Annotated in this window: 19 protein-coding genes, 1 other RNA gene and 3 pseudogenes; 12 read left to right on the top strand and 11 right to left on the bottom strand. The window is 61.6% G+C overall.

Annotated features, from left to right (window positions below):
- The first annotated feature begins 3 nt into the window (after nucleotides 1-3).
- On the top strand, nucleotides 4-1,236 hold the full coding sequence (locus tag V8Z78_RS03505; protein WP_349730880.1) for a site-2 protease family protein: 1,233 nt from the start codon (nucleotides 4-6) through the stop codon (nucleotides 1,234-1,236).
- A gap of 88 nt (nucleotides 1,237-1,324) precedes the next feature.
- Nucleotides 1,325-2,116 carry an HlyD family secretion protein gene (locus tag V8Z78_RS03500; protein WP_349730879.1) on the top strand — a complete coding sequence of 264 codons (792 nt, stop codon included), beginning with the start codon at nucleotides 1,325-1,327 and terminating at the stop codon, nucleotides 2,114-2,116.
- Between the two features lie 159 nt (nucleotides 2,117-2,275).
- Here the strand turns inward: V8Z78_RS03500 and V8Z78_RS03495 are convergent.
- Nucleotides 2,276-2,867, bottom strand: a pseudogene (locus tag V8Z78_RS03495) (NAD(P)H-dependent oxidoreductase).
- Between the two features lie 75 nt (nucleotides 2,868-2,942).
- On the bottom strand, nucleotides 2,943-3,323 hold the full coding sequence (locus V8Z78_RS03490) for a MerR family transcriptional regulator (protein ID WP_349730878.1): 381 nt from the start codon (nucleotides 3,321-3,323) through the stop codon (nucleotides 2,943-2,945).
- A gap of 746 nt (nucleotides 3,324-4,069) precedes the next feature.
- Here V8Z78_RS03490 and rimO point away from each other — a divergent pair.
- Nucleotides 4,070-5,476, top strand: a complete 1,407-nt coding sequence (rimO, locus tag V8Z78_RS03485; protein WP_034356952.1) for a 30S ribosomal protein S12 methylthiotransferase RimO — start codon at nucleotides 4,070-4,072, stop codon at nucleotides 5,474-5,476.
- 324 nt (nucleotides 5,477-5,800) lie between these two features.
- Here the strand turns inward: rimO and ffs are convergent.
- Nucleotides 5,801-5,896, bottom strand: an RNA gene (ffs, locus tag V8Z78_RS03480) — signal recognition particle sRNA small type.
- Nucleotides 5,897-5,999: 103 nt separating this feature from the next.
- Between ffs and dnaX the strand changes: the two are divergent.
- The 3 genes and pseudogenes from dnaX to recR all read left to right on the top strand — a co-directional run bounded on the left by dnaX (nucleotide 6,000) and on the right by recR (nucleotide 9,298).
- Nucleotides 6,000-8,160, top strand: a pseudogene (gene dnaX / locus V8Z78_RS03475) (DNA polymerase III subunit gamma/tau).
- A 27-nt stretch (nucleotides 8,161-8,187) separates the two neighbouring features.
- Nucleotides 8,188-8,520 carry a YbaB/EbfC family nucleoid-associated protein gene (locus V8Z78_RS03470; RefSeq protein ID WP_003066189.1) on the top strand — a complete coding sequence of 111 codons (333 nt, stop codon included), beginning with the start codon at nucleotides 8,188-8,190 and terminating at the stop codon, nucleotides 8,518-8,520.
- Between the two features lie 187 nt (nucleotides 8,521-8,707).
- A complete protein-coding gene (gene recR, locus V8Z78_RS03465; RefSeq protein ID WP_003066191.1) occupies nucleotides 8,708-9,298 on the top strand; it encodes a recombination mediator RecR in 591 nt (196 codons plus the stop codon).
- A gap of 129 nt (nucleotides 9,299-9,427) precedes the next feature.
- Here the strand turns inward: recR and V8Z78_RS03460 are convergent, their stop codons facing one another.
- A complete protein-coding gene (locus tag V8Z78_RS03460) occupies nucleotides 9,428-10,960 on the bottom strand; it encodes a transglycosylase SLT domain-containing protein (RefSeq protein WP_046460686.1) in 1,533 nt (510 codons plus the stop codon).
- Nucleotides 10,960-11,733, bottom strand: coding sequence for a hydroxyacylglutathione hydrolase (gene gloB / locus V8Z78_RS03455; RefSeq protein ID WP_349730877.1), 774 nt, complete (start codon nucleotides 11,731-11,733; stop codon nucleotides 10,960-10,962). Before gloB ends, V8Z78_RS03460 begins: the two co-directional genes overlap by 1 nt.
- 19 nt (nucleotides 11,734-11,752) lie before the next feature.
- On the opposite strand from gloB, the gene V8Z78_RS03450 reads away from it, so the two are divergent.
- Complete coding sequence (locus V8Z78_RS03450) at nucleotides 11,753-12,586, top strand: class I SAM-dependent methyltransferase (RefSeq protein ID WP_034356964.1); 834 nt, start codon at nucleotides 11,753-11,755, stop codon at nucleotides 12,584-12,586.
- On the top strand, nucleotides 12,583-13,032 hold the full coding sequence (gene rnhA, locus V8Z78_RS03445) for a ribonuclease HI (protein ID WP_349730876.1): 450 nt from the start codon (nucleotides 12,583-12,585) through the stop codon (nucleotides 13,030-13,032). Before V8Z78_RS03450 ends, rnhA begins: the two co-directional genes overlap by 4 nt.
- 27 nt (nucleotides 13,033-13,059) lie before the next feature.
- Here rnhA and V8Z78_RS03440 read toward each other — a convergent pair whose 3' ends face one another.
- The 6 genes from V8Z78_RS03440 to V8Z78_RS03415 form a co-directional block, all read right to left on the bottom strand.
- Nucleotides 13,060-13,386: a thioredoxin family protein gene (locus tag V8Z78_RS03440; protein WP_057091997.1), complete on the bottom strand. Its 327-nt coding sequence runs from the start codon at nucleotides 13,384-13,386 to the stop codon at nucleotides 13,060-13,062.
- Nucleotides 13,387-13,439: 53 nt separating this feature from the next.
- Nucleotides 13,440-14,813 (bottom strand): molybdopterin molybdotransferase MoeA, encoded by a 1,374-nt coding sequence (moeA, locus tag V8Z78_RS03435; protein ID WP_349730875.1) that lies wholly within the window; start codon nucleotides 14,811-14,813, stop codon nucleotides 13,440-13,442.
- Nucleotides 14,814-14,899: 86 nt separating this feature from the next.
- Nucleotides 14,900-15,565 (bottom strand): molybdenum cofactor guanylyltransferase MobA, encoded by a 666-nt coding sequence (mobA, locus tag V8Z78_RS03430; protein WP_349730874.1) that lies wholly within the window; start codon nucleotides 15,563-15,565, stop codon nucleotides 14,900-14,902.
- On the bottom strand, nucleotides 15,558-16,700 hold the full coding sequence (gene moaA / locus V8Z78_RS03425; RefSeq protein WP_003066207.1) for a GTP 3',8-cyclase MoaA: 1,143 nt from the start codon (nucleotides 16,698-16,700) through the stop codon (nucleotides 15,558-15,560). The genes mobA and moaA overlap by 8 nt, the downstream gene beginning before the upstream one ends.
- 97 nt (nucleotides 16,701-16,797) lie before the next feature.
- Nucleotides 16,798-17,379: a DUF2889 domain-containing protein gene (locus V8Z78_RS03420; RefSeq protein WP_034362247.1), complete on the bottom strand. Its 582-nt coding sequence runs from the start codon at nucleotides 17,377-17,379 to the stop codon at nucleotides 16,798-16,800.
- A gap of 185 nt (nucleotides 17,380-17,564) precedes the next feature.
- Nucleotides 17,565-18,326 (bottom strand): Crp/Fnr family transcriptional regulator, encoded by a 762-nt coding sequence (locus tag V8Z78_RS03415; protein WP_080944399.1) that lies wholly within the window; start codon nucleotides 18,324-18,326, stop codon nucleotides 17,565-17,567.
- Between the two features lie 112 nt (nucleotides 18,327-18,438).
- Between V8Z78_RS03415 and V8Z78_RS03410 the strand changes: the two genes are divergently transcribed.
- The 4 genes and pseudogenes from V8Z78_RS03410 (at nucleotide 18,439) to V8Z78_RS03395 (ending at nucleotide 23,826) form a co-directional block, all read left to right on the top strand.
- Nucleotides 18,439-18,963, top strand: coding sequence for an Mpo1 family 2-hydroxy fatty acid dioxygenase (locus V8Z78_RS03410; protein ID WP_012837799.1), 525 nt, complete (start codon nucleotides 18,439-18,441; stop codon nucleotides 18,961-18,963).
- A 226-nt stretch (nucleotides 18,964-19,189) separates the two neighbouring features.
- Nucleotides 19,190-19,717, top strand: coding sequence for an inorganic diphosphatase (ppa, locus tag V8Z78_RS03405; RefSeq protein ID WP_003056663.1), 528 nt, complete (start codon nucleotides 19,190-19,192; stop codon nucleotides 19,715-19,717).
- A 138-nt stretch (nucleotides 19,718-19,855) separates the two neighbouring features.
- Nucleotides 19,856-21,619, top strand: a complete 1,764-nt coding sequence (locus V8Z78_RS03400; protein ID WP_349730873.1) for a methyl-accepting chemotaxis protein — start codon at nucleotides 19,856-19,858, stop codon at nucleotides 21,617-21,619.
- A 436-nt stretch (nucleotides 21,620-22,055) separates the two neighbouring features.
- A pseudogene (locus V8Z78_RS03395) lies at nucleotides 22,056-23,826 on the top strand (methyl-accepting chemotaxis protein).
- Nucleotides 23,827-23,856: the final 30 nt, after the last annotated feature.

The following is a 23,856-nucleotide window of genomic DNA, read 5'->3' as shown; positions in this document are numbered from 1 at the left end:
CCCATGAGTACCGCATGGCCTGCTTTACGTGAAGAACTGGATTTGCTTCCCGGTCCTGTGTTGCCCGATGGTCAGCCGAGCTGGACCCTGCATGATCCCGTGCGCAACCTTTTCTTTCAGCTGGACTGGGCCAGCTTTGAGGTGTTCAAGCGCTGGCATCTGGGCGTCGCTGACGCGATTGTGCAAGATGTCTGTGCTCAAACGACATTGACGCTCCATGAGGAAGACGTGAATGCGCTCTTGCAGTTTGCGCAGCGAAATGATCTGTTGGAGCCGCCTCCCAATAGCGCCGATGCGCTGGCTGAGAGGTGGCAGGGCAGACGCTCAAGCTGGATGCAATGGCTTCTTCATAACTACCTCTTTTTTCGGGTCCCGCTGATCAAGCCTGATCGCTGGCTGACACGGTGGGCGCCTTCGCTGGAGTTTCTATTCACTCGAACGTTTGGCTGGATCAGCTTGCTGGCTCTGTTTGCTGGACTGTGGGGTGTTTCACGCTCCTGGGGAGCGTTCACGGCCACCCTGGTTGATTCGCTGACCTGGCAAGGACTGCTGGCCTATGGATTGACGCTAGGGTTTGTCAAGGTGCTTCATGAACTGGGGCATGGTTTGATGGCCAAGCGATTTGGATGTCGTGTCCCGACCATGGGTGTAGCCTTCCTGGTGCTTTGGCCGGTTGCATACACCGATACCAACGAGGTCTGGAAATTGACCCGGCGCGATCAGCGCCTCAAGGTCGCGGGTGCAGGCATCGCAACGGAGCTGATGATTGCCGCATGGGCCTTGCTGGCGTGGGTCTGGTTACCTGAAGGGTCCCCCAAGTCCATGGCCTTTTTGCTGGCCACTACGACATGGGTCAGCACGCTGGTCATCAATGCAAGTCCGTTCATGCGTTTTGACGGATATTTTCTGTTGTCCGATTTTCTACAGATGCCCAATCTGCACTCACGTGCCTTTGCGCTGGCACGCTGGGATCTCAGAGAGAAATTATTCAAGCTCGGTGAACCTCCCCCGGAGTCTTTTACCGTTGCCAAACGTCGCGGGCTTATCTTGTTTGCCTGGGCTACCTGGATTTATCGATTGGTTCTTTTTTTTGGGTATTGCCGCCTTGGTGTATCACTTTTTCATAAAGGCGCTGGGCATCTTGCTGTTTCTGGTGGAGATTGTGTGGTTCATTGCCAAGCCTCTCTGGTCCGAGATTGCCGCATGGCATTTGCGCTGGCCTCAGATCGTCCGTAGTCGAAGAGCACGTTGGAGTGCCATTGTCGCCTTTGTGCTTATTGCACTTTGCTGGCTGCCCCTGCCTGCCCCAATCCGCACCGAGGGTATGTTGCAATCCAGCGAGATATGGCCTTTGCATGCGCTTGATGCATCGCAGCTGCAGCAGCAAATGCTTGGCGACGCACGCATGGTCGAGGTTGATGCTCCAGTCTTTATGCTGGATTCCCCGGCTCTCAAGGCCGCTCAGGCTCAGAACGATGCGCAGAGGACCCAGTATTCGCAGCAAATAGCGGCAGCAGGTTTCGACTCGGAGCTGCGCAGGGATTGGCAGGTTCTGCAAGAGCGTCAGCTGCAGGCGGCCACTCAACAGCAGGCGGTGGAAACCGAAGCCAGTCGCTACCGGCTGAATGCCTCGGGCGCTGGAGTGCTGCGCGACGTGGATCCGGATCTTCGACCGGGAGACTGGCTGGCCCGGAATGAATTGCTGGGTAGGGTCGTGGGCCGCGATCGACTGGAGGTTCTTGCCTATGTGCAGGAAGAAGATGTGCAACGCATCGGCATCGGCGACAGCGCAATTTTTATCGCTGACGCTGGTGTGGGGCCGGTACTGGATTTGACGGTGCGCAGCGTTGATCAGGATGCGAGTCGCACGCTCTCGGAAGCTGCGCTGTCTGCGGCAGCTGGAGGCATGATTCAGGTCCGAAGCATGCAAGGCACCCTATACCCGGAGCGTCCGGTCTACAGAGTGGTGCTGGATGTGGTGACACCGCTTGAAACGGACGCAGTCTTGCAACACCGTTGGCGTGGCAAAGTCAGCATTCGCGGCCAGTGGGAAGCGGCTGCGGCGCAGTTTGTGAAAACTGCGACGAGTGTCTTTTGGAGGGAGGCAGGTTTTTAGCCTCAATGAATGACTGCAATGGACGGTGATTCAACCGGTCGATGCATCCGCCCAGCAGCAGTCTGCGGCCGTATTCCTTGATCGCGCGGAACTTCGCGGAACGAAATCGGGTGGCTTGCCGATCCTTCCTGCCGCAGCAAAGAACAGCGAGGGTCGCTGTCAGCGCAAGCCTGCATGGGCGCCCAGCGTGCGCACGCGCTCTATCCAGGCGGCGCGCTTGGCAGCACTGGACGGACTTGACCACCGGGCCGAAACTGTGCACCTGCACGGGCCGGATGCCGCTGAACTCCAGGATGCTCTGCTTCATTTGCCGGTGACCTGGTTGGCGTTGTATCCAGCGGTAGTACCAAGGAGGGAAATCCATTGTCACAAGCAGTTCAGCAGTGCGGCCGGCCAGCAGGCGGTCCCACAATGCAGAGTTGGCCCGGTATTTGAAGGCGAAGCCTGGCAGGAAGATGCGATCCAGAAAGCCCTTGAGCAGGGCCGGTAGTCCGCCCCACCATATCGGATAGACCCACACCAGGTGTTGCGCCCAGATAATGTCGAGCTGAGCGCCTTGCAGGTCGGCCTCCAGCGGCTGGCTATGCTCGTATCCGTGGCGCAGGATGGGGTCGAATTGCATTTCACCCAGCTCCAACAGTCGGACCTTGGCTCCAGCATGGCGCGCGGCATCGGCATAGGTGCTCGCCAAGGCGGCACATAGACTGTTGGTGGAGGGCTGGCCGAGGATGATGAGGATGCGACGGGACATGGTGATAGAGGCGGGCTGAGTTCGTAAGCAGCCAGCATCACCTTGTCCTTGGGGGCAGAGTCAAGCCCTACAACGTCAAATGGAGAGTGGCTCTGGTGAATGGCATGTCTTTGCACCGTCGCATGTGCTCAGCTCCATGGACAATGCAGCCAGGGCGGTGTCGGCAGCTTGCAGCCGCGCCAGTTCGTCGGCAATGGCACGTCGCCGGGTTTGGAGCAGTGCCTGGACGGCAGCGGCACCGGCCGGGGTGTCGATGCTGCGTAGCGGCTGTAGCGCAGCCAGACGAAAACCCAGCGCCAGTGCTTGGCGGATCCACTGCACGCGCTGCACATCTTCGGGGCCGTAGTTGCGGTAGCTGCCCCGGCGTGCCACGGTGCCGAGCAAGCCGTGCGCCTCATAAAGGCGTAGCGCTTTGGGCGTGCAGCCTGTGAGCGCGGCGAGTTCACCGATACGCATAGGCGGCTCCCGTGCGCTTGGAAGCATGTATCTTTTTTGCTGAAAGTGCTGTTGGCTCAGGTTGCATGAATGCTTGGAGTCGTTTGAATGTGTTGTGGGAGTTGTTGATCCATGAATTTCGAGTGGTCGTGGCAAGGGGCTCACGGCCATAGGCCTTGTCAGGAGCCATCGTGCGAATTTACGGCAATACCATGGCGCGATTGCAGCAAATTTCGGCGTGGCCCTGGCACTCGACAATCGTCAGGGTCGTCGGCTTGTCCAGTGCATGTCGGAAATCCTCTGCTAACGGCTTTTCTCTAGTGAGCAATGCCTTGCTGCCGCTCCTTTATCTGCTCATATTGACTGGGCTTGCGGTAGCGAGCGTTGAAGGGTGACTGCTGGATGTCTCTGGCTAGGCAGAGGAGGGCGGTTGCAAGCTTCCATCGCATACCTGAGCTTTGGGGCAAAGACCTGGAGGGCGCGAGCAGCCTGGGTGCGCAACTGGTAAAATCATCCAAATAACCTGTTTTGGCCGTGTCAATGCTTGTTGATGACTCGGGCTTTTAATCCGTTGGCCGCGAGCTTGAATCTCGTGGAACCAATCAGAATACAGGCGCTACAGCTATAGAAGCGGTAGCGCCTTTTTCGTTTACCAGTTTTTCATCGTGCGTGTGGCTGACTCGAACAACAGAGTCGAGTCTGCTGATTTGGCCGTTGAAATAAAATTTCTGCTTGGCGCGTAGACGCTGCGCTGCTGGAAAAATCAAATGAAATCAATCGACTCCGTTAGCCCCACGCAAACCGCAATCCCCAAAGTGGGCTTTGTTTCGCTGGGCTGCCCCAAGGCCTTGACTGATAGCGAGCTGATTCTCACGCAGCTCAGCGCCGAGGGCTACCAGACTTCCAAGACCTTTGAAGGCGCGGATCTGGTCATCGTCAACACCTGCGGCTTCATTGACGATGCCGTCAAGGAAAGCCTGGACACCATTGGCGAAGCTCTGGCAGCCAACGGCAAGGTTATCGTGACCGGTTGCCTGGGTGCCAAGGCAGGCAAAGAGGGCGGCTCCACCATGGTGGCCGAAGTGCACCCCAGTGTGCTGGCAGTCACGGGACCCCATGCGACGCAGGAAGTGATGGATGCGGTGCACACCCACCTGCCCAAGCCGCATGACCCATTCGTGGACCTAGTGCCTGGCAGCTTTGGCGATGCTGGCATCAAGCTCACGCCCAAGCACTATGCCTATCTGAAGATTTCCGAGGGCTGCAACCATCGCTGCACCTTTTGCATCATTCCCAGCATGCGTGGCGATCTGGTTTCGCGTCCGATCGGCGATGTGCTCAAGGAGGCCAAGGCGTTGTTTGAAGGGGGCGTGAAAGAGCTGTTGGTGATCAGCCAGGATACCTCGGCCTATGGTGTGGATGTGAAGTACCGCACCGGTTTCTGGGACGGCAAGCCCGTCAAGACCCGTATGCTGGAGCTGGCCGACGAGCTGGGCAAGCTGGCGCAGCAGCACGGTGCCTGGGTGCGTCTGCACTATGTCTACCCCTATCCCACCGTGGATGCGGTCCTGCCCTTGATGGCCGAGGGCAAGATCTTGCCTTACCTGGATGTGCCCTTGCAGCACAGCCACCCCGATGTGCTCAAGCGCATGAAGCGACCCGCATCGGGCGAAAAGAACCTGGACCGTATCCGCGAGTGGCGCAAGATCTGTCCCGAGCTGGTGATTCGTTCCACCTTCATTGCCGGTTTCCCCGGCGAGACTGAAGAAGAGTTCGAGCATCTGCTGGACTTCATTCGCGAAGCCGAGATCGACCGTGCCGGCTGCTTTGCCTACAGCCCCGTCGAAGGCGCCACCGCCAACGAACTTCCCGGCATGCTGCCCGAAGAGGTGCGCGAAGCACGTCGTGCGCGTTTCATGGAGGTGGCCGAGGAGGTCTCCACCAAGCGTCTGCAGCGCCGCGTAGGCCAGGTCATGAAGGTGTTGGTGGACAAGGCGGTCAGCCTGGGCAAAAAGGGTGGTGTGGGCCGCACCTATGCCGATGCCCCCGAGATCGACGGCGTGGTTCACATCCAGCCGCCCGAGAAGGCCAGCAAGACCTACAAGGTGGGCGAGTTGATCAGCGTGCGCATCGTGGGCACGCAGGGGCATGATCTGGTGGGCGTTCCGGTTTGAATTTTCATGGCGTCACTGTGCGGCGCCACTTCAATCCAGTAGGGACAAAAAGGCCGCGACTGCGGCCTTTTTTGCATCTGACCTCTTGGCCTCTTTGCTACCGCTCTTGTCTGCCAATGGCCTGCGGGAGATCCTGATGCAATGAAGGGTTCAGATTCGGTTCTGATCGGGACGGCATCGCCTCCGGGGTCGATTTGAGATCCAGGACACGACGTCAGCACGAAACACTTTTCCTGGGCAACGCGCCGCAGCATTGTGTTGTTCATGTAAGGAATTGCCTTTCTCGGAAGACAGCCTCTTGTCTGTAAGAGGTTTCCATCGAAAGGTGACGAGCCTGATCTCGGCACTGTATCCACAGTTAGGGCTGCTTGGTTCCCCACCTGACCCGGTTGGCTGCTTCCCCATGCGAGGAGGCCCGTCACGCTCAATTATAGATGCAAAACCGACACAGTCCCGCGAGCTGTGAAATGAGATTCCAGGAGCAGGCTTGTTGGCATGTCCCGGCCCCGTAGAATCAGAGGCTATGTCTTATTTAGTGCTTGCTCGCAAATACCGGCCCCGTACCTTCACCGAAATGGTGGGGCAGGAGCACGTGGTTCAGGCTCTGACCAATGCGTTGACCCAGCAGCGCCTGCACCATGCCTATCTGTTCACGGGCACACGTGGCGTGGGCAAGACCACGGTGTCGCGCATTCTGGCCAAGTCTCTGAATTGCCAGGGCCTGGACGGTAACGGTGGAATCACCGCAACCCCTTGCGGGGTTTGTGCAGCATGCACTGAAATCGATAGCGGACGTTTTCCCGACTACACCGAGCTGGACGCTGCGTCCAACCGGGGTGTGGATGAGGTGCAGAGCCTGCTGGAGCAGGCGGTGTACAAGCCGGTGCAGGGGCGCTTCAAGGTCTTCATGATCGACGAGGTGCACATGCTGACAAACACCGCGTTCAACGCCATGCTCAAGACGCTGGAAGAGCCTCCGGAGTATCTGAAGTTCGTGCTTGCCACGACCGATCCGCAGAAAGTGCCGGTCACTGTGCTCTCGCGCTGCCTGCAGTTCAATCTGCGCCCGATGGCGCCCGAGACGGTTCTGGAGCACCTGACCCATGTGCTGGACAAGGAAAGCGTGCCGGCAGAGCCTCAGGCGCTGCGATTGCTGTCGCGTGCTGCGCGTGGCTCCATGCGCGATGCGCTGAGCCTGACCGACCAGGCGATTGCCTTTGGCAGCGGGCAGTTGCAGGAGACGACGGTGCGCCAGATGCTGGGCAGCGTGGATCGCAGCCATGTCTTTCGCCTGATCGATGCCTTGGCACAGGGTCACGGGCGTACGGTGGTTGAAGTCTCCGAAGAGCTGCGCCACAACGGTCTGTCTGCTGCATCGACTCTGGAAGAAATGTGCGCCGTGCTGCAGCGCATGGCCGTGTTGCAGGCTGTGCCCGATATGCCGCTGGATGCCAGCGATCCGGAGGCTGCCGAAGTAGACCGGCTGGCCAGTCTGATGCCGCGCGACGAGACTCAGCTGCTCTATAGCATCTGCCTGCATGGCCGTGCCGAACTGGGGCTGGCTCCAGATGAGTACGCTGCGCTGACCATGGCACTGCTGCGGCTGCTGGCCTTCAAGCCGGAAAACGCCGAAGCCGGCATGGCTGAAAAAAAAAACTCCGGCGCTGAGGCCTAGCCGGCCTGTTGTCCAGGCTCCGGATCCGATTCAGCAGCCTCCGGCTTCAACGCCAGCGGCGATGGAGGCGCCACCGGCCAAGGTTCAGTCCGTGCAGCCGGTGGTGGAATCCGCACTGGAGTCCGCATCGGTGCAGGAGCCTGCGTCAGTGGCCGGCATGGCCGAGCCAGAACATATTCAAGTTGTTGCCGATCGCTCGGATTCAGCAGAGTATTCCGTCGCAAGGCCGGTGATGCAGGCAGTGCCGGAGTCGACCCGCTTGCCTGCTCCTGCGGTGACGCCTGAGCCTGCTGCAGTTCAGCAAACCACGCCCTCGGCGAATCATGAAGCAGTCGCAGAGGCCGGCCAGATGCCCGCCGACAATGCGTCCGAGAGCGCCGAGGCCGTCGATATGGCTGATGCTCCCGAAGAGCAGGATGCCAGCGAGGCGGCCTGGGCAGGCATGCCCGATGAGGGCTGGTCTGACGATGGGCGCTGGGGTGATGATGCTGACCTGGATGTCGGACAGCCCCTGCATGCCATGCCGCCCATGGAGTCTGACGAACCTGCGGCCCAGAGCGCAAGCGGCGGTTATGTCAGTACGGCCCAGGATGCGGCCCCGGTGGAGCGCACAGCCGAGGGCGATCTGTGGTTTGGCGTGGTTCAGCAGTTGCTGCAGAGCGAAGCCGTGGTGGCCGTGGCGCGACAGCTGGCGCTGCAGTCGCAGCTGCTGGGGCGTGAAGGTGATCTGTGGCGACTGCGCGTGGAGTCCAGCTCGCTCAATCAGGCCGGCACACGTGATCGTCTGCGTGCTGCGCTGGAAGCAGCCGGTCATGCGCGACAATTGCAGGTTGAGCAAGGGCCGGTGACGGACAGTCCTGCCCGCCGACTGGCCCTGGAAAGACAAGCCAGCCAGTTGCTGGCCGAGGACATTGTCAAAAGCAATCCGCAGGTGCAAACGTTGATGCGAGACTTTGGCGCGAAAATCGTGCCCGGTAGCATCAAGCCCATATCTATTCAGCCTGAATAAGGCGTTTCAACAAAAGAAGGAATTCTCATGTTCAACAAAGGACAACTCGCCGGTTTGATGAAGCAAGCTCAGGCCATGCAGGACAACCTGAAGAAGGCTCAGGAAGAGCTGGGCAATATCGAAGTCGAAGGCGAATCCGGTGCCGGTCTGGTCAAGGTCGTGATGACCTGCAAGCATGACGTCAAGCGCATCACCATCGACCCCAGTCTGCTGGCCGAAGACAAGGACATGCTGGAAGACCTGGTGGCTGCTGCCTTCAACGCGGCTGTGCGCAAGGCCGAAGAGACCTCCAACGAGAAGATGGGCAAGATCACTGCCGGTATGCCCGGCCTGCCCGGCGGGATGAAGTTCCCGTTTTAAACTGCTCCCCCCTGTGCGGCGAAGCCGCTTCCCCCTGAGGGGGACGGCAGCCTCGCTGCGCGGCGGCGCTTGCTTGCTGCCTCTGGCTTGGGGCATGCCAGCGTTGAGTGCGGTGTGCGAAATCCTGCATTCAAATATCAGGCGATCTCCGGGTCGCCTTTTTTCTGGTGACTGAAAGGACAAGCCTGTGTCTGATGTGCAATCTCTGGACGCCTTGATCGAGGCCTTGCGCCGACTGCCGGGCGTGGGCATCAAGTCGGCGCAGCGTATGGCGTTTCATTTGCTGCAGCGTGATCAGGCTGGTGCGCTGCAACTGGCGCGGGCGCTGGATTCTGCGGTGAACTCTGTTCATCACTGCGAGCGCTGCCATACGTTTACCGAAGGCGCTATCTGCAGCATCTGTGATGACGCCGGGCGCGACGGGGCTCGGCTGTGCGTGGTCGAGGCTCCGGCCGATCTGGCCGCCATGGAGCGCACGGGGGCCTATCAGGGCTATTACTATGTGCTGATGGGGCGGCTGTCCCCGCTCGACGGCGTGGGCCCCAAGGAAATCGGCATGAAGCAGTTGCTGGAGCGTGCCTGTGATGGCGTGGTGCAGGAGGTGATTCTGGCCACCAGCTTCACGGCAGAGGGCGAGGCCACGGCCCATGCTGTCAGCGAGGCGCTCAAGTCGCGCGGCATTCTGGTCACGCGGCTGGCGCGCGGCGTGCCGATAGGCAGCGAACTTGAATATGTGGATCTCGGCACGATTGCCCACGCGCTGGTGGACAGGCGCTGAAAATATCGCTTGAATTGGCTGCCAGCGATTTGAAATCAGGCGTGTGCTGCTATTGATTTCTTTGAGAGAGCAGAAATAAAAAAGCCCGCTGATTTTGCGAACAGCGGGCTTTTTGGCGGGCGGCGAAGCTTATTTGCGCTTCTTGGCCGGTGTGCCGCCACGTGCTTTGGGTTCGCTCTTGCCGCCACGGGGAGCGGGGGCGCTGCTGGCTCTGGCGTTCTTGCTGGCGGCTGCCACCTTGCTGCCGCCACGGGTGTTGCGGGCTGACTCGCGTGGGCTGTCGTTGGCTTCGGCGCGTGCGCTGCGGGCTGCGCGGCTGGGCAGGTAGGCAATCAGCGACTGGCCGGGGCGCAAGGATGCCGTGGACTTGAGGTCGTTCCAGTCCGCGAGGTTGGAGACGCTGATGCCATAGCGGCTGGCCACGCTGACCAGGGTATCGCGCTTGCGAGCCTTGACCGTGGTACGCACGGTCACGACTTCAGGAGCGAAGGAGATCTGACCGTTGTCTGCCACATGGCCGGGCACATCGGTCTTGACATTGGCATCGCGCGGCACCATCAGGGTCGAGCCGGCCTTGATCAGCATGCGCGGCGGGATGTTGTTGATGGCGCGCAGGTCGGCTTCGCCCAGGCCTGCGCGCTGGGCGGCTTCGGCCACGGTGATGGTGGTGGGCACGGTCCATACCGTCCAGCTGGCAAACTGGCCTTCGCTATAGGCCTGCAGATTGCGGCGGAAAACCTTGGCGTTGTCCCAGGGCAGCAGCACCTGTGGCGTGGCGCGCGCAAAGATCACCGGTTTGTGAAAGCTGGGGTTGAGTGCCTTGAAGTCCTTGACGCTGACATCGGCCAGCTTGGCCACCAGCTCCACGTCGATGTCGTGCGGCAGATCCACGGCCTGGAAATAGGGGTGGTTCTCGATGATGGGAAGCTCGGTGTTGAACTTCTCGGGTTCGGCCACGATGTTCTTGACGGCTTGCAGCTTGGGCACGTAGTTGCGGGTTTCGGCCGGCATCTGCAGGTCGAGGTAGCCGGCGGGCTGGCCCAGCTTTTCATTGCGCTTGATGGCGCGGCCCACGCTGCCTTCGCCCCAGTTATAGGCGGCCAGGGCCAGATGCCAGTCGCCGAACATGTTGTAGAGCTTTTGCAGATAGTCGAGCGCGGCACGGGTCGAGGCCAGCACATCGCGGCGATCGTCGCGGAAGACATTCTGCTTGAGGTCGAAATAGGTGCCCGTGGCCGGCATGAACTGCCACATGCCGGCGGCCTTGGCGCTGGATACGGCCTGAGGGTTGAAGGCGCTCTCGATGAAGGGCAGCAGCGCCAGCTCTGTCGGCATGTTGCGGCGCTCCAGCTCCTCGACGATGTGGAACAGGTATTTGCTCGACCGCTCCGTCATGCGCTGGATGTAGTCGGGGCGCGTGGCATACCACTGCTCCTGGTTCTGGACCAGATCCTGCTCAAGGTTGGGCATGGCAAAGCCCTTGCGGATACGCACCCAGAGGTCGCCCGTGGCTTCCAGTTCTGCGACTTCGGAGCTGCCGACTTTGCCCTGGCCCAGGGGTTTGAGCGGGCCATTGGGATACATGGGGTCGACACTGCTGGTGGTGGCGCAGCCGGTCAATATCAGTGCGCTTGTCAGCAGCAGGGTGGATAGCAGCTTCATCAGAAAACGTTTTTCCATTGGCGCAGGGTGCCCAGCACGCTGGCGGGGTCCTCGGGCCTGGTTTGAGGATCATGGTGCACGGCGGCTGCGATCACGTCGGCAGCGCGGCTTCGCATGAACGGGTTGATGGCCAGCTCGGTCTGCAATGTGGAGGGCAGCGTGGGCTGCCCGCTTTTGCGCAGTTGCTGGCAATGTTCCAGATACTGAGCCAGTTCCGGGTTGTTTGGTTCCACGGCCTGCGCAAATCGCAGGTTGGAAATTGTGTACTCATGTGCGCAGCACACCAGCGTGTTGGCGGGCAGGGCGGCAAGTGCGTCCAGCGAAGCCTGCATCTGTGCTGCCGTGCCTTCGAAAAGGCGGCCGCAGCCGCCCGAGAACAGCGTGTCGCCGCAGAACAGCAGAGGCTGGCCTTGCGCCTGGGTGCTGAAGAAGGCGATATGACCGCTGGTGTGTCCCGGCACATCGATGACCCGCCAGGGGCCTCCGAGCAGCTCCACGTGGTCGCCCCCCTGCACGCGCGTGACGGGCTCGGGCAGGGTCTCGTAGGCGGGGCCCCAGACCGGAGCACCCGTGGCCGCGCGAATGGCGTCCACGCCGCCCACATGGTCGGCATGATGGTGGGTGACTAAAATGCCCTGCAGTTTCAGACCCCGCTGTGCCAAGGTGGCCAGCACAGGCTCGGCCTGACCCGGATCGACGACCACGGCATGTTCTGCATCGTGGAGCATCCAGATGTAGTTGTCGGAAAAAGCGGGAATGGGCAACAGGTTCATGAGCTGCAAAATTATAGAGATGCATCACTGGACGGATTCAGCCCTCGGGCACTATCTCCTGAAATGGGAGCAGCAGCGCTTTGACGAGGCGGTGGCCGATATCTTTGGCTACCACGCCTTGCAGCTGGGCTTGCCGCAGCTGCAAGGACTGCGCAGCAATCGCATGCCTCATCGCTGGCTGGCGCTGGAGGGTCTCGATCCCGTTCCGGATGCAAAAGCAGGCACTGTAGCGCAAGCGAGGGCGACCGCAGTGTCGCAGCAGCAGCCGCCCGCTGATGAAGCACAGAATTCTGCCCCGTTGATGCCGGCGCTCAGAACCGCCCCGGAAGCCCTGCCTTTTGCCGAGGCCAGCCTCGACCTGTTGCTGATGCCGCATACGCTGGAGGCTTGCAACGATCCGCATGCCGCGCTGCGCGAGGCTGCACGCGTGCTGGTGCCGGAAGGCAGGCTGGTGATCAGCGGGCTGAACCCCTCAAGCCTGCTGGGCTTGCAGCGCCGGGTGGAGCGCAGTGCGGGCTATTTGCCGGACTTGAGCCTGGGTGTGGGCTACTGGCGTTTGCGCGATTGGCTGCGATTGCTGAGCTTCGAGATCGAAGCAGTGCAATTTGGCTGTTATCGTCCTGCCACTCAAAGTGAAAAGTGGCTGAGCCGCTGGCAGTTCATGGAAGGCCTGGGCCACCGCTGCTGGCCGGTGATGGGGGGCGTCTATTGCGTGGTGGCCGTCAAGCGTGTGCAGGGCATGCGGCTGATGAGCCCGAGCTGGCGCAAGAGCAGCGTGCCGGCCGGCATGAAGGCGCCCGTGACCCAGAGGCAGCCGCCGGACATGTCCTGGCGTAACAAGGAAGAAAATTGAATCAAGTTGTGATCTATACCGACGGTGCCTGCAAGGGCAATCCCGGCCCTGGCGGCTGGGGCGCATTGCTGCAGGCCGGATCGGCGCAGAAAGAACTCTTCGGTGGTGAACTGGGAACCACCAATAACCGCATGGAACTCAAGGCCGTGATTGAGGCGCTGTCCGCGCTCAAGCGTCCCTGCGATGTGGTGCTGTATCTGGATAGTCAGTACGTGCGCAAAGGCATTACCGAGTGGATACAGGGTTGGAAGGCCAAGGGCTGGGTTACTGCTTCCAAGGAGCCCGTCAAGAATGTCGAGCTCTGGAAGCAGCTGGACGCGCTGGTGCAGGGCAGCGGCCACCGCATCGACTGGCGCTGGGTCAAGGGCCATGCCGGAGACCCCGGCAATGAGCGCGCCGATGCGCTTGCCAACAAGGGCGTGGAGCTGGCACTTAAGAAGGACTGAGCCAGGAGCCGGGGTAGATGCGCTGGCTCAGTTCGTGATTTGTGCCAGCGCTTCTTGGATCTGTTGCTCGGATTCGGGGCGCACGATGCGCGCCACTTCCTTGCCGTCAAGCAGAAAAATCAGCGTGGGCCAGAGCTTGACGCGATAGCTGCGGCCCAGTGGCCGGCCGGGACCGTCTTCCACCTTGATGTGCGCTACTTCCGGCTGGGCAGCCAGCGCAGCCTGCAACAGCGGCTGGGCGCGCTGGCAGTGGCCGCACCAGGGGGTGCCGAATTCCAGCAAATTCGCGCCCTTGAGCGCATCGATGGCCTGCCTTGTGGGTTCTGTGGCCCAGTGGGTGGCTTGGTATGGCATGCAATATTTCCCAGAATGGATCGAGGGTCGAAGACCAGGCAGAAAGCCCGTTTTCAGATCAGCCCTTGCAGTAGTAGGACGTTGACGGATTCTCCGGGCAGGACGTCGCCGCGCGCATCGTCCAGCACGATGATGCAGTCGGCGGCGACCATGGAGCTGAGCACGCCCGAGCCTTGCGGTCCCGTGGTGCGCACGGCGGCCTGGCCCTTCTCATTGAGTTCGAGCACGCCGCGCAGATATTCGGTGCGGCCCGGGCGTTTGCGCAGGCGCTCGCTGCTGATCGCCTGCAGCAATGGCACGGGGGTGCTGCGTTCGCCTGCCAGCATGGCCAGGGCCGGACGCACAAACATCAGAAAGCTCACCATGGCGGCCACCGGGTTGCCGGGCAGCCCCAGCAGCACCGCCGGGCGCTGAGTGGGCGGTGGATTGCTCAGATCTTGGGAGCGGTTTGCGCTTGTCTTGATCGGGATGCCTGTTGATCTGGTCAATGAGATTCCACCGGCGGGAGCGAGCAGGCCCACCGCCAGCGGCCGACCGGGACGCATGGCCACCCGCCAGAACTGCACAGTGCCCAGGCGCTGCAGCATCGCACGGGTGTGATCGGCCTCACCGGCGCTGATGCCGCCACTGGTCAGCACCACATCGGCCAGGGTGGCTGCTTCGCGCAGGCGCTCTTCCAGTGCGGCCGGTTCATCGGGCACTGCTCCCAGGTCCAGCACATGGGCTCCCAGACGGCGCAGCAGCGCCTGCAGGCTGAAGCGGTTGCTGTCGTAGATGGCTCCCTCGCGCGGCTCGGCGCCTGGGCTCAGCAGCTCGTCGCCGGTGGAGAAGTAAGCCACGCTGAGGCGGCGTCGCACGCTGACCTGGCCCAGTCCCAGACTGGCCAGCAGACCCAGGGCGGCTGGTGTGAGGCGCTGGCCTGCCTGCAGTGCCACAGAGCCTTGCTCCAGGTCTTCGCCGCGCAGGCGACGATTGGCACCTGCACGCAGGGCACTGCCGTCGAACTGGATGCACTCCTCGCCAGAGCTGGCCTGCTCATGGGCGACTACGGTATCCGCACCCACCGGCATGACCGCACCCGTCATGATCTTCACGCATTCGCCCGCGCCAAGCCGGCCTTGCCAAGGCCCTCCTGCCAGAGCCGTCCCCACCACACGCAGCATCAGCGGCTGGCCGGGCCGCGCCTGCTCCAGTTCGCTGCCGGCAAAGGCATAGCCGTCCATGGCACTGTTGTCGTGGGGCGGTACGTTGACGGGGCAGATCACATCGGCTGCCAGCACACGATCCAGGGCATCGGGCAGGGCGACGGCTTCCACCTCGGCGACCGCACCCAGCGGCTGCAGCAAGGCTTGCAGCTGTTGCAGTACCTGGTCAGTGGTCAGCGTCTGGGCGCTGGTGGAGGCGGCAGGTTGAAAAGTCGCAGTCATAACAGCAAAAAAATAGAAAACCTCATGACAGGATGCGGCCATGGGCTGCGTGGCACTTTACGCTTTTGGCTGGTGGTGCCGGTGACTCAGTATTGGCGTTCGGGGGCGATTTGCTCCAGATCAAGCAACTGGGCCAGCGTGTTGGCGTTGCTGAAGGCCTGTTCGTCCCCGGGGCGGTCAAATACGGCCTGGGCGCTGTGATGCTGGCTGGTCCAGGCGTCTATCTTGCGGCCACCACTGGTGATGAAGCGCTCAAGGCTGTAGGCGAGTCCGGCCCGCAACAGGCAGAACACGGGCTGGGGGCGCAGTTGCGGCGGCTGCCCCGGCTGGGCATGCTCGGTATCCCGGCCGTGAGCGATGACGATATCGGCATCGCCACGCGACGCCAGCATTCGCGCAGCCAGATCGAGGGGCAGCAGCGGCGTATCGCAGGGCACGCACAGCAGCCATGGCGTGCGGCAATGGGCGAGGCCGGCCATGAAGCCCGCCAACGGGCCGGGGTAGTCGGGCAGGCTGTCGGCGCAGACCTCGGCAGCCAGTGGCTGCCCCAGCTCGGCGTAAGCTGCTGTATTGCGATTGGCATTGATGAGCAAGGGGCCGACCTGCAGAGCCAGGCGCTGCAATGCATGCAGTGCCAGAGGCAAGCCTTGAAAGCTCTGCAGGCCCTTGTCCACACCGCCCATGCGCGCACCGCGTCCTCCGGCCAGCACGCAACCGGTGATCTGCTCGGGGGTGATGCGTGAGTCAGCCACCGATATAGCTCATCTCGATGCGCCGACCTTGCCGGACTGGCGCCACATCGGGGGGCATTTCGCTGCGCATTTGCGAGTAGCGATCGTCGCGCTGTTGCCAGATGGGGGCAATGGCGGCTGCAATCTCGGCATCGCTGGCACCGGTGCGCAGCAGGCTGCGCAAGTCCCAACCCTGGCTGGCGAACAGGCACAGATAGAGCTGGCCCTCGGTGGACAGGCGTGCACGGTTGCAGTCGCCGCAGAAAGCGTGGGTCACACTGCTGATGACGCCCACCTCGCCCAGCTGCGGATCATGTCGGCCGCTGGCGTCGGCATAGCCCCAGCGCACGGCGGTCTCGCCAGGGGCGCTGGGTGCCAGCGGGATCAGCGGCAGCTCGGCGCGCAGACGGGCTATGACCTCGTCCGAAGGCAGCACCTCGTCCATGCGCCAGCCGTTGGTGGCTCCCACATCCATGTATTCGATGAATCGCAGCGTGATTCCCGTGCCACGGAAGTAGCGGGCCATGGGCAGGATCTGGTCGTCATTGGTGCCGCGCTTGACCACCATATTCACCTTGATGTGCGACAGGCCTGCGGTCTGTGCAGCCTCGATGCCGGCCAGCACATCGGTCACGGGAAAGTCCACATCGTTCATGCGCCGGAACACGGTGTCGTCCAGTCCGTCGAGGCTGACGGTCACGCGGTTCAGGCCGGCTTCCTTCAGGGCGCGGGCCTTGCGCGCCAGCAGCGAGGCGTTGGTGGTCAGTGTCAGGTCCAGCGGCTGGCCGTCGGGCGTGCGCAGCTCGGCCAGCTGGGCAATCAGGGCTTCGATGTTCTTGCGCAGCAGTGGCTCGCCGCCGGTCAGGCGCAGCTTGCGTACGCCATGGGCGACAAAAAGCCTGGCCAGGCGCGTAATTTCCTCGAAGCTCAACAGCGAGCTGTGGGGCAGATATTGGTAGTTCTTGTCAAAAACTTCCTTGGGCATGCAGTAGTTGCAGCGGAAGTTGCAGCGGTCGGTGACGCTGATGCGCAGGTCGCGCAAAGGCCGTCCCCATTGATCCTGCAGCAGCCCGGTAGGGGCCTGCAGGGGGCTGGGGACGATTGCGCTGCGCGATGCCGCACGCTCATCGACCAAGGGGATCACACGTTCTGCCATAGGCTCGATTGTGCCGCAAGAGCGAAGTCCGGGCCGGCTGCGGGCTTGTTGTGGGCTATCAAAATTGATAGCTGGTGGTGCTTGATGGTATTGTGGATCAGTCTTTTGTAGTGGTTTCCACGGGTTGCTGAGAGAGCGGCTTCCAGCCCTTGAACTCGGGGTAGAACTCGGCCACGCCGGGGCCGTTGAAGTCCCAGCCCAGGCACTGACCCAGATGGCGTGGCGGCAGGCCCGAGCCATTGGGGCCGAACTGGTTGAGCACGGTGTGAAAAGCGGGCGTTGCCATATTGAACAGCAGCTCGCGCAGATGCGTGCAGCCCACTACCCCGCCCAGATTGTCGGCAATGGCGCGGCGCCAGCCGCGGGCTATGCAGCAGCCCACCATCTTCTGCATGGACTTTGTGGCCTGGGGGCAGTGGCCCAGGGGGTGGTCGTCCATGGCGGCCTCTATGCCGTGGACCACCATGTCGGCATCGATGGTCAGGCGGATCCACATATGGTGAATCGGCTTGCCCGCTGGCACTTTGCGGTGGCCATGAAGCTCGATGTCATAGGTTTTCTGGTCGATCAGCTCGGCTTCCACGTCCCACATGCCGTCATCACGGGCATAGCCCCGGTATTTGACGTCGCGCATATTGATGGGGACTGGCTTGCGGCTGGCACTGGGAGACAGGGGCATGGGGTATCCGTTGTTATGGCGGGCGACAACGACGGCATGTCGGAACTCGGCTGGGTCGCCCGCGATGATCTTGAGCCGGGTCTGGTGCATCAGACCCGATTTCATTATCAAAGAGATAGCAGGCTTGTCCAGCACCAAGCGGACAGCGGGGCGGGACGGGGGACCCCGAGCCAGGCCGGCAGCGCCTAGCTGCTCGGGGGGATTTGCCCGGTGAGTGCTGCGGCCTTGAGTGCAGCCAGGTCGAGAACTTCCAGCTTGCCGCGCCGCAGTTGCAGCCAGCCGGCCTGCTGCAACTCCTGCAGGATCTGGTTGGTGGTCTGGCGTGACAGGCCGAGCATGCGTGCGATCTGCTCCTGGGAGACGGCCAGCTCGCGGTGAGTGCGCATGCGGTCGGCCCATTGCTCGTGGCCCATGGCCATTTGCACCAGACGGCACATCACGCGCTGCGGTGCAGGCAGCACGGTCTGCTCTTCCAGCGCGATCAGGCTGGCACGCAGCTTGTGGGTCAGCAGCAGGGCCATGTGGCGCCAGCAATGCGGGTTGGCATCCAGCCATTCGCGCAGCGGCGGTATAGGGATATGCAGCAGGGCGCAGGCGGTGTTGGCGCAGGCGTCGTGGGTGCGGGGCTCGCCATCGAAGAGGGCGATCTCGCCCAGCCAGCTCGGCGGCTCGATCAAGGTCAGCAAGGCCGTGCGGGTGTTTTCCTGAAGCGCTGCCGTGCCGGAGATGCTGAGCGATCCCCTGGCCACCGCATACAGGCCGCAGGGGGCATCGCCGCGGCGAAACAGCCATTCGCCGGCGGCCAGCAGCCTTGGCTGGGCCAGTTGCTGCATCTGGGCGGTCAATTCCGGCGGCAGCGAGCGGAACCAGCGGCCGGCCTGCACGATGGCCCAGAGATCATTGGAGTTGACATGCTCGAAGCTGCCGCGCTTGCGTGCAGTGGGCACTGAGGCCAGTGCAGGCCTGGGTGAAGGGTTTAGCGCTTGTGTCGGTGGCATGACAGACGGCAAGGTTGATGCTGCGCCACCATGCTCTGACAAGCGACAAGGAGATACAGCGATGAAAACCCTAATCGATCAACTGTCCAACTACGCCGACTACCACCGCGACCCGCGCAATATCGTCACGCACTACATCGGTGTGCCCATGATCATGCAGGCGGTGGTGATTCTGCTGGCCAGGCTGCAATGGGGAGCGCTTGGCGGCATGCCGATCTCGCTGGCCCTGCTGGCAGCGGTTGCTGCAGCAGTGTATTACTGGCGGCTCGACGGGCGCTACGGCCTGTTCATGAGCGTGTTGCTGGCCGCCATGCTGGCGCTGGCGGCTCCTGTCGCCGTGCAGCCCATGGGGAGCTGGCTGGCCTGGGGGCTGGGCCTGTTTGTGCTGGGCTGGGTGATCCAGTTCATCGGTCACTACTGGGAAGGACGCAAGCCCGCTTTTCTTGACGATGTGATGGGTCTGCTGATAGGCCCGCTGTTTGTGGCGGCCGAGCTGGGTTTTGCTCTGGGTCTGCGCAAAGAGGTGCAGGCGGCGGTGGAGCAGCGCAGCGGTCCCGTGCGTCGCCGGCATCCGGTGAGCGCCTGAAATGCTCTTGTTCTGAGAGCTGAAACCGCTTTATGAGTATTGGTTTTGGTGGGTTTTCATGGCTGCAGCGGGCGAGGCTGCCCGGCGGGAATACACGACTGCACGCGCATCTTTCAGACATGTAATGCCAGCGTTAGGGTCATGCGCCTAAAATCGCGGGCTGACCCTCAGGTGCCGATGCTTTGTCGGCTCTGGCGGGCTTTTTGTATTACTTCTCCCAACCATCATGTCTCTGAACAATGTGACCCCCGGCTCCAAGACGCCTGAAGTCTTCAACGTCGTCATCGAAATCTCGGCCAACTCGGCTCCCGTGAAGTACGAAGTGGACAAGGAATCCGGCTGCCTGTTCGTGGATCGTTTCCTGGGCACTGCCATGCACTACCCCGTGAACTACGGCTATGTGCCCCAGACCCTGTCTGGCGACGGCGACCCCGTGGACGTGCTGGTGATGACTCCCTTCCCCCTGCCCAGCGGCGTGGTGGTGCCCTGCCGTGCCATCGGCATTCTGGAGATGGAAGACGAGTCCGGCGTCGACGGCAAGGTTCTGGCCGTTCCCACACAGAAGCTGCTGCCTTCCTACGACAAGATCAACCACCTCAGCGACATCCATGAGCTGACCCTGCAGCAGATCGCTCACTTCTTCGAGCACTACAAGGATCTGGAAAAGGGCAAGTGGGTCAAGGTTCTGGGCTGGAAGGGCGTGGACGCGGCACACAAGGAAATCGTGGACGGTATCGCCAACTACAAGGGCTGATCCAAACTAGTAAAGGGTCTCTAACCTTTACTTGCAGAGAAGCCTCGCGATCTGCATCTATACAATTTGAAACGCACCCGGCGGACATCGCTTGGTGCGTTTTTTATTGCCTGTATCGATATATACGAGGGGGTGCGCATGAGTTGGAAGATTTCGGACTGGCGCGTGGGGACCAAGTTGGGCATCAGCTTTACGGCGCTGGTGCTATTGTCTGCATTGCTTGGTCTGGTGGCCTGGCTGCAGCTGTCCAGCATTCATGCAGCGGGCCGTGAGGTTTCCGAAGTGGCGCTGCCCAGCGTTTACAACGCGGCCTCCATGCGTTCCGAGTACAACCGGCTGCGCCGCCACGAGGCAGGCATTGCCACGGCACGCACCCTGGTCGAGATCGAAGGCTACGAGCAGCAGATCCAGCAGCGCCTGAAAACCATTGCCGAGCAGGAGAAAGTGGTCAACGACCTGATTGCCAGCCAGCCGCTGCGCGAGGCCTACGAGGGCTATCAGGCCAACAAGGCGAATTTCCTGAAGCTGCACGAGCAGTTGCTGGCGCGAGCACGCGATGGCGACTACAACACCGTGGACAGCCAGGCAGGTATGGCCGACGAGCTGGGGCTGTTTTTTGCAGGGCTGTCCGAACAGGCCTTCAGCCAGCTGGCGGAAAGCACGGGCAAGCTGATGACGCTGCAGCTCGAGAACGCGGCTCAGGCCCAGCAGGCCGAAAAGTCCAGTTTCGAGCTGGCCCGCTACTGGCTGCTCGGTACGCTGGCGCTGGTGGTGCTGTTTGCAGCCGTGGTCGGCATTGCGATGACACGTGCCATTACGGCTCCCGTGGCCACGGCAGTTGAGCTGGCGCAGGCCGTGGCTGCCGGCAGGCTGGGCATGGTGGTGAAGAACCAGCGCCGCGATGAAATGGGCTTGCTGCTCAATGCGCTGGAAGACATGCGTCGGCAACTGTCCTCCGTGGTCCAGGATGTGCGCGGCAATGCCCATGGCGTGGCCCTTGCGTCCAGCGAAATCGCTCAGGGCAATGCGGATCTTTCGGCGCGCACCGAAAGCCAGGCCAGCGCCCTGGAGGAAACGGCGGCCTCCATGGAGCAACTGGGCTCGACCGTGCGCCAGAACGCCGACAACGCCCAGACAGCCAATCAAATGGCAAAGAATGCCTCCGATGTCGCGGGTCGAGGCGGGGATGTGGTTGCCCAGGTGGTGGACACCATGAAGGGCATCAACGACAGCAGCCGCCAGATCGCCGACATCATCGGCGTCATCGACTCGATTGCCTTCCAGACCAATATCCTGGCCCTGAATGCGGCCGTGGAAGCCGCGCGTGCCGGCGAGCAAGGCCGTGGCTTTGCCGTGGTGGCGGGCGAGGTGCGCACGCTGGCCCAGCGCAGCGCCGAGGCGGCCAAGGAAATCAAGCAGCTCATCCATGCCAGCGTGGAGCGCGTGGAGCAAGGCTCGCAGCTGGTGGACAAGGCCGGTGACACCATGGCCGAAATCGTGACGGCCATAGGCCGCGTGACCGACATCATGGGCGAGATCAGCGCGGCCAGCCGCGAACAGAGCCAGGGCGTGGCCCAGGTGGGTGAAGCCGTCACCCAGATGGATCAGACCACGCAGCAGAATGCGGCCCTTGTGGAGCAGAGCGCGGCGGCCGCCGATTCTTTGCAGCGCCAGGCCAAGGCGCTGGTCGATTCGGTGGCGATTTTTCAGTTGGGGAATCAGGCGCAGAGCTTTGCCGCTGCGGCGCTGAAAAATCGGGTCGAGCCGGTTGCAAAGGCCGGCATGAGCGCTGGCCCGCGGGCTGCGGCGTTAGCCGATCAAGGCCCGGGCAAGGCTGTGCCTGCGCCGGTCAAAACGGCTCAGCCTGCCTTGAGCAATGACCAGGATTGGGAGCAGTTCTGAGGTCGAGGTATTGCCGGTTTCAACGACTTCCGTCTCAAAACCCCGATAGCGAATGCTGTCGGGGTTTTTTTACAAGCTTTCTTCAAACTGTCTTGATATTGATCAAGAAGAGGGGTGGCTTGATGCTTTTTCAAGGCTATGTAGGTTGCCATGGCATCGAGAATCTCTGCTGTCACTGGTTGGTAACTTTCAGTAACTCAAGTGCGACGTAAGCGACTGCCTACATGACTGTAGGCTCGTGAAGATAGGCAAGGAATATGAAACTGGAAACAATTGAAAAAATATAAGCCGGTATCAAGGACCATTCCATCTCTGGTATGCCATTCAGAGAGATATTTCCCGATCGAGCAGAAACATTGAATCCTTGCGCTTTGTGGGCATGGATTCAAAAGAAGTATTTATAAAAACTAATTGATAATAGAGGGAGGTGCAATCAATGAAAAGCATCAAAATCTCCACGCGGATTCTCGGTACGTTCGGGGTTCTGGTCTTGCTGCTGGTCGTGGTGGTTGCCATGGCATTGCTGCAGCTGCGCTCCATGCGCTCCAGTGCTGAAACCATCACCGGCAATGCCCTGCCCAGTGTGGAAGTGATCAATACACTCAATACCGACCTGGCGCGCACCCGTTTGCTCGAGTTGCGACATGTCAATAATGACGAGCCCGGCTATATGGCTCAGGTGGAAGCTCAATTCGAGCAATTGCAGAAACACCTGGCGGAGGCAAAAAAGCTCTATGAACCTTTGATTGTCACTGCCGAGGAGCGCGAGCTCTACACGCAGTTCCTGCGCGAACGGGAGCGCTACGTCGAGTTGAACAAGCAACTGTTCGAAATTTCGCGTCGAGGCGATAAAGAGCAGGCCAAGCAATTGCTGGGAGGCGAATCTCTCAAGCTCTATGACCAGTCTTCGGCAACTCTGCAAAAGCTGATCAAGTTCAACGGCGATGTGGCAAGGGGCGAGACTCTGGCTTCGGAGAAGGTTTACGACCGGGCTGTGAGCATGCTTGCCTTGGCTGCCTTGATTGCGGTGCTGGGGGCTGCAGGGGCAGGCATCTGGCTGGTGCGTTCCATCCGTGCGCCGCTGGAGCAGGCGGTGCAGGCTGCGGACCGTGTGGCCAATGGGGATCTGAGCGGCGTCATCCGCGTGGAGCGACAGGACGAAACAGGCCGCTTGCTCAGCGCCCTGGAGCGTATGCAAAGCAGTCTGGTGCAGACCGTGCGCTCGGTACGCCAGAACGCGGAAGGCGTGGCCTCGGCCAGTTCGCAGATTGCCTCGGGAAATGCTGATCTCTCTGGTCGCACCGAGGAGCAGGCCAGTGCGCTGGAGGAAACCGCGGCCTCCATGGAGCAGCTGGGCTCTACCGTGCGCCAGAACGCCGACAACGCCCGTGCCGCCAATCAGATGGCGGTGAATGCTTCCCAGGTGGCAGCGCAGGGCGGTGCCGTGGTGGCCGAAGTGGTGGAAACCATGAAGGGCATCAACAACAGCAGCCAGCAGATTGCCGACATCATCACCGTCATCGACTCCATCGCCTTCCAGACCAATATTCTGGCGCTGAATGCGGCCGTGGAAGCAGCGCGCGCTGGTGAGCAGGGCCGTGGTTTTGCCGTGGTGGCGGGCGAGGTGCGTACCCTGGCCCAGCGCAGTGCCGAGGCGGCCAAGGAAATCAAGGCCTTGATCAGCACCAGTGTGCAGCGGGTGGAGCAGGGCACGCAGCTGGTGGACAAGGCCGGTGCCACCATGGCCGACATTGTGTCGGCGATCAGCCGGGTGACGGATTTGATGGCAGAGATCAGTGCCGCCAGCCAGGAACAGAGCCAGGGTGTGGCCCAGGTTGGCGAGGCGGTGACGCAGATGGATCAGACGACGCAGCAAAACGCGGCGCTGGTGGAGGAAAGTGCTGCTGCCGCCGGTGCGCTGCGCAAGCAGGCGCAGGATCTGGTTCAGGCTGTGGCGGTCTTCCAGTTGCCTGCCAGTGCGCTTTATGACCAGGCACCCAAGGCTGCAGCCCGTGCTGCGTCGCCGGCTGTGGTCGCTGCTGCCGCCCCGGCGCGTCAGGCACCTGTCCGTCGTGTGGCCGCCCGTCCTGCCCCCATGCCTGCAGCCCCGCGCTCTTTGATGGGGGGGCGCTGTTGCTGGCGAATCCGCTACTGCCCGTAATGCGCAAAAGTCCTCGCTGGATGAGGGTGACTGGGAAACCTTCTGAATGTCTCCTGGAGTTTGAGCTTCAAGGCCG

The organism is Comamonas sp. wu1-DMT, from assembly GCF_040187805.1.
In the GTDB taxonomy this organism is placed as follows: domain Bacteria; phylum Pseudomonadota; class Gammaproteobacteria; order Burkholderiales; family Burkholderiaceae_C; genus Comamonas; species Comamonas thiooxydans.
Note: the sequence above shows the minus strand (reverse complement) of the source record. Positions and strands in the feature narration are given on the sequence as shown.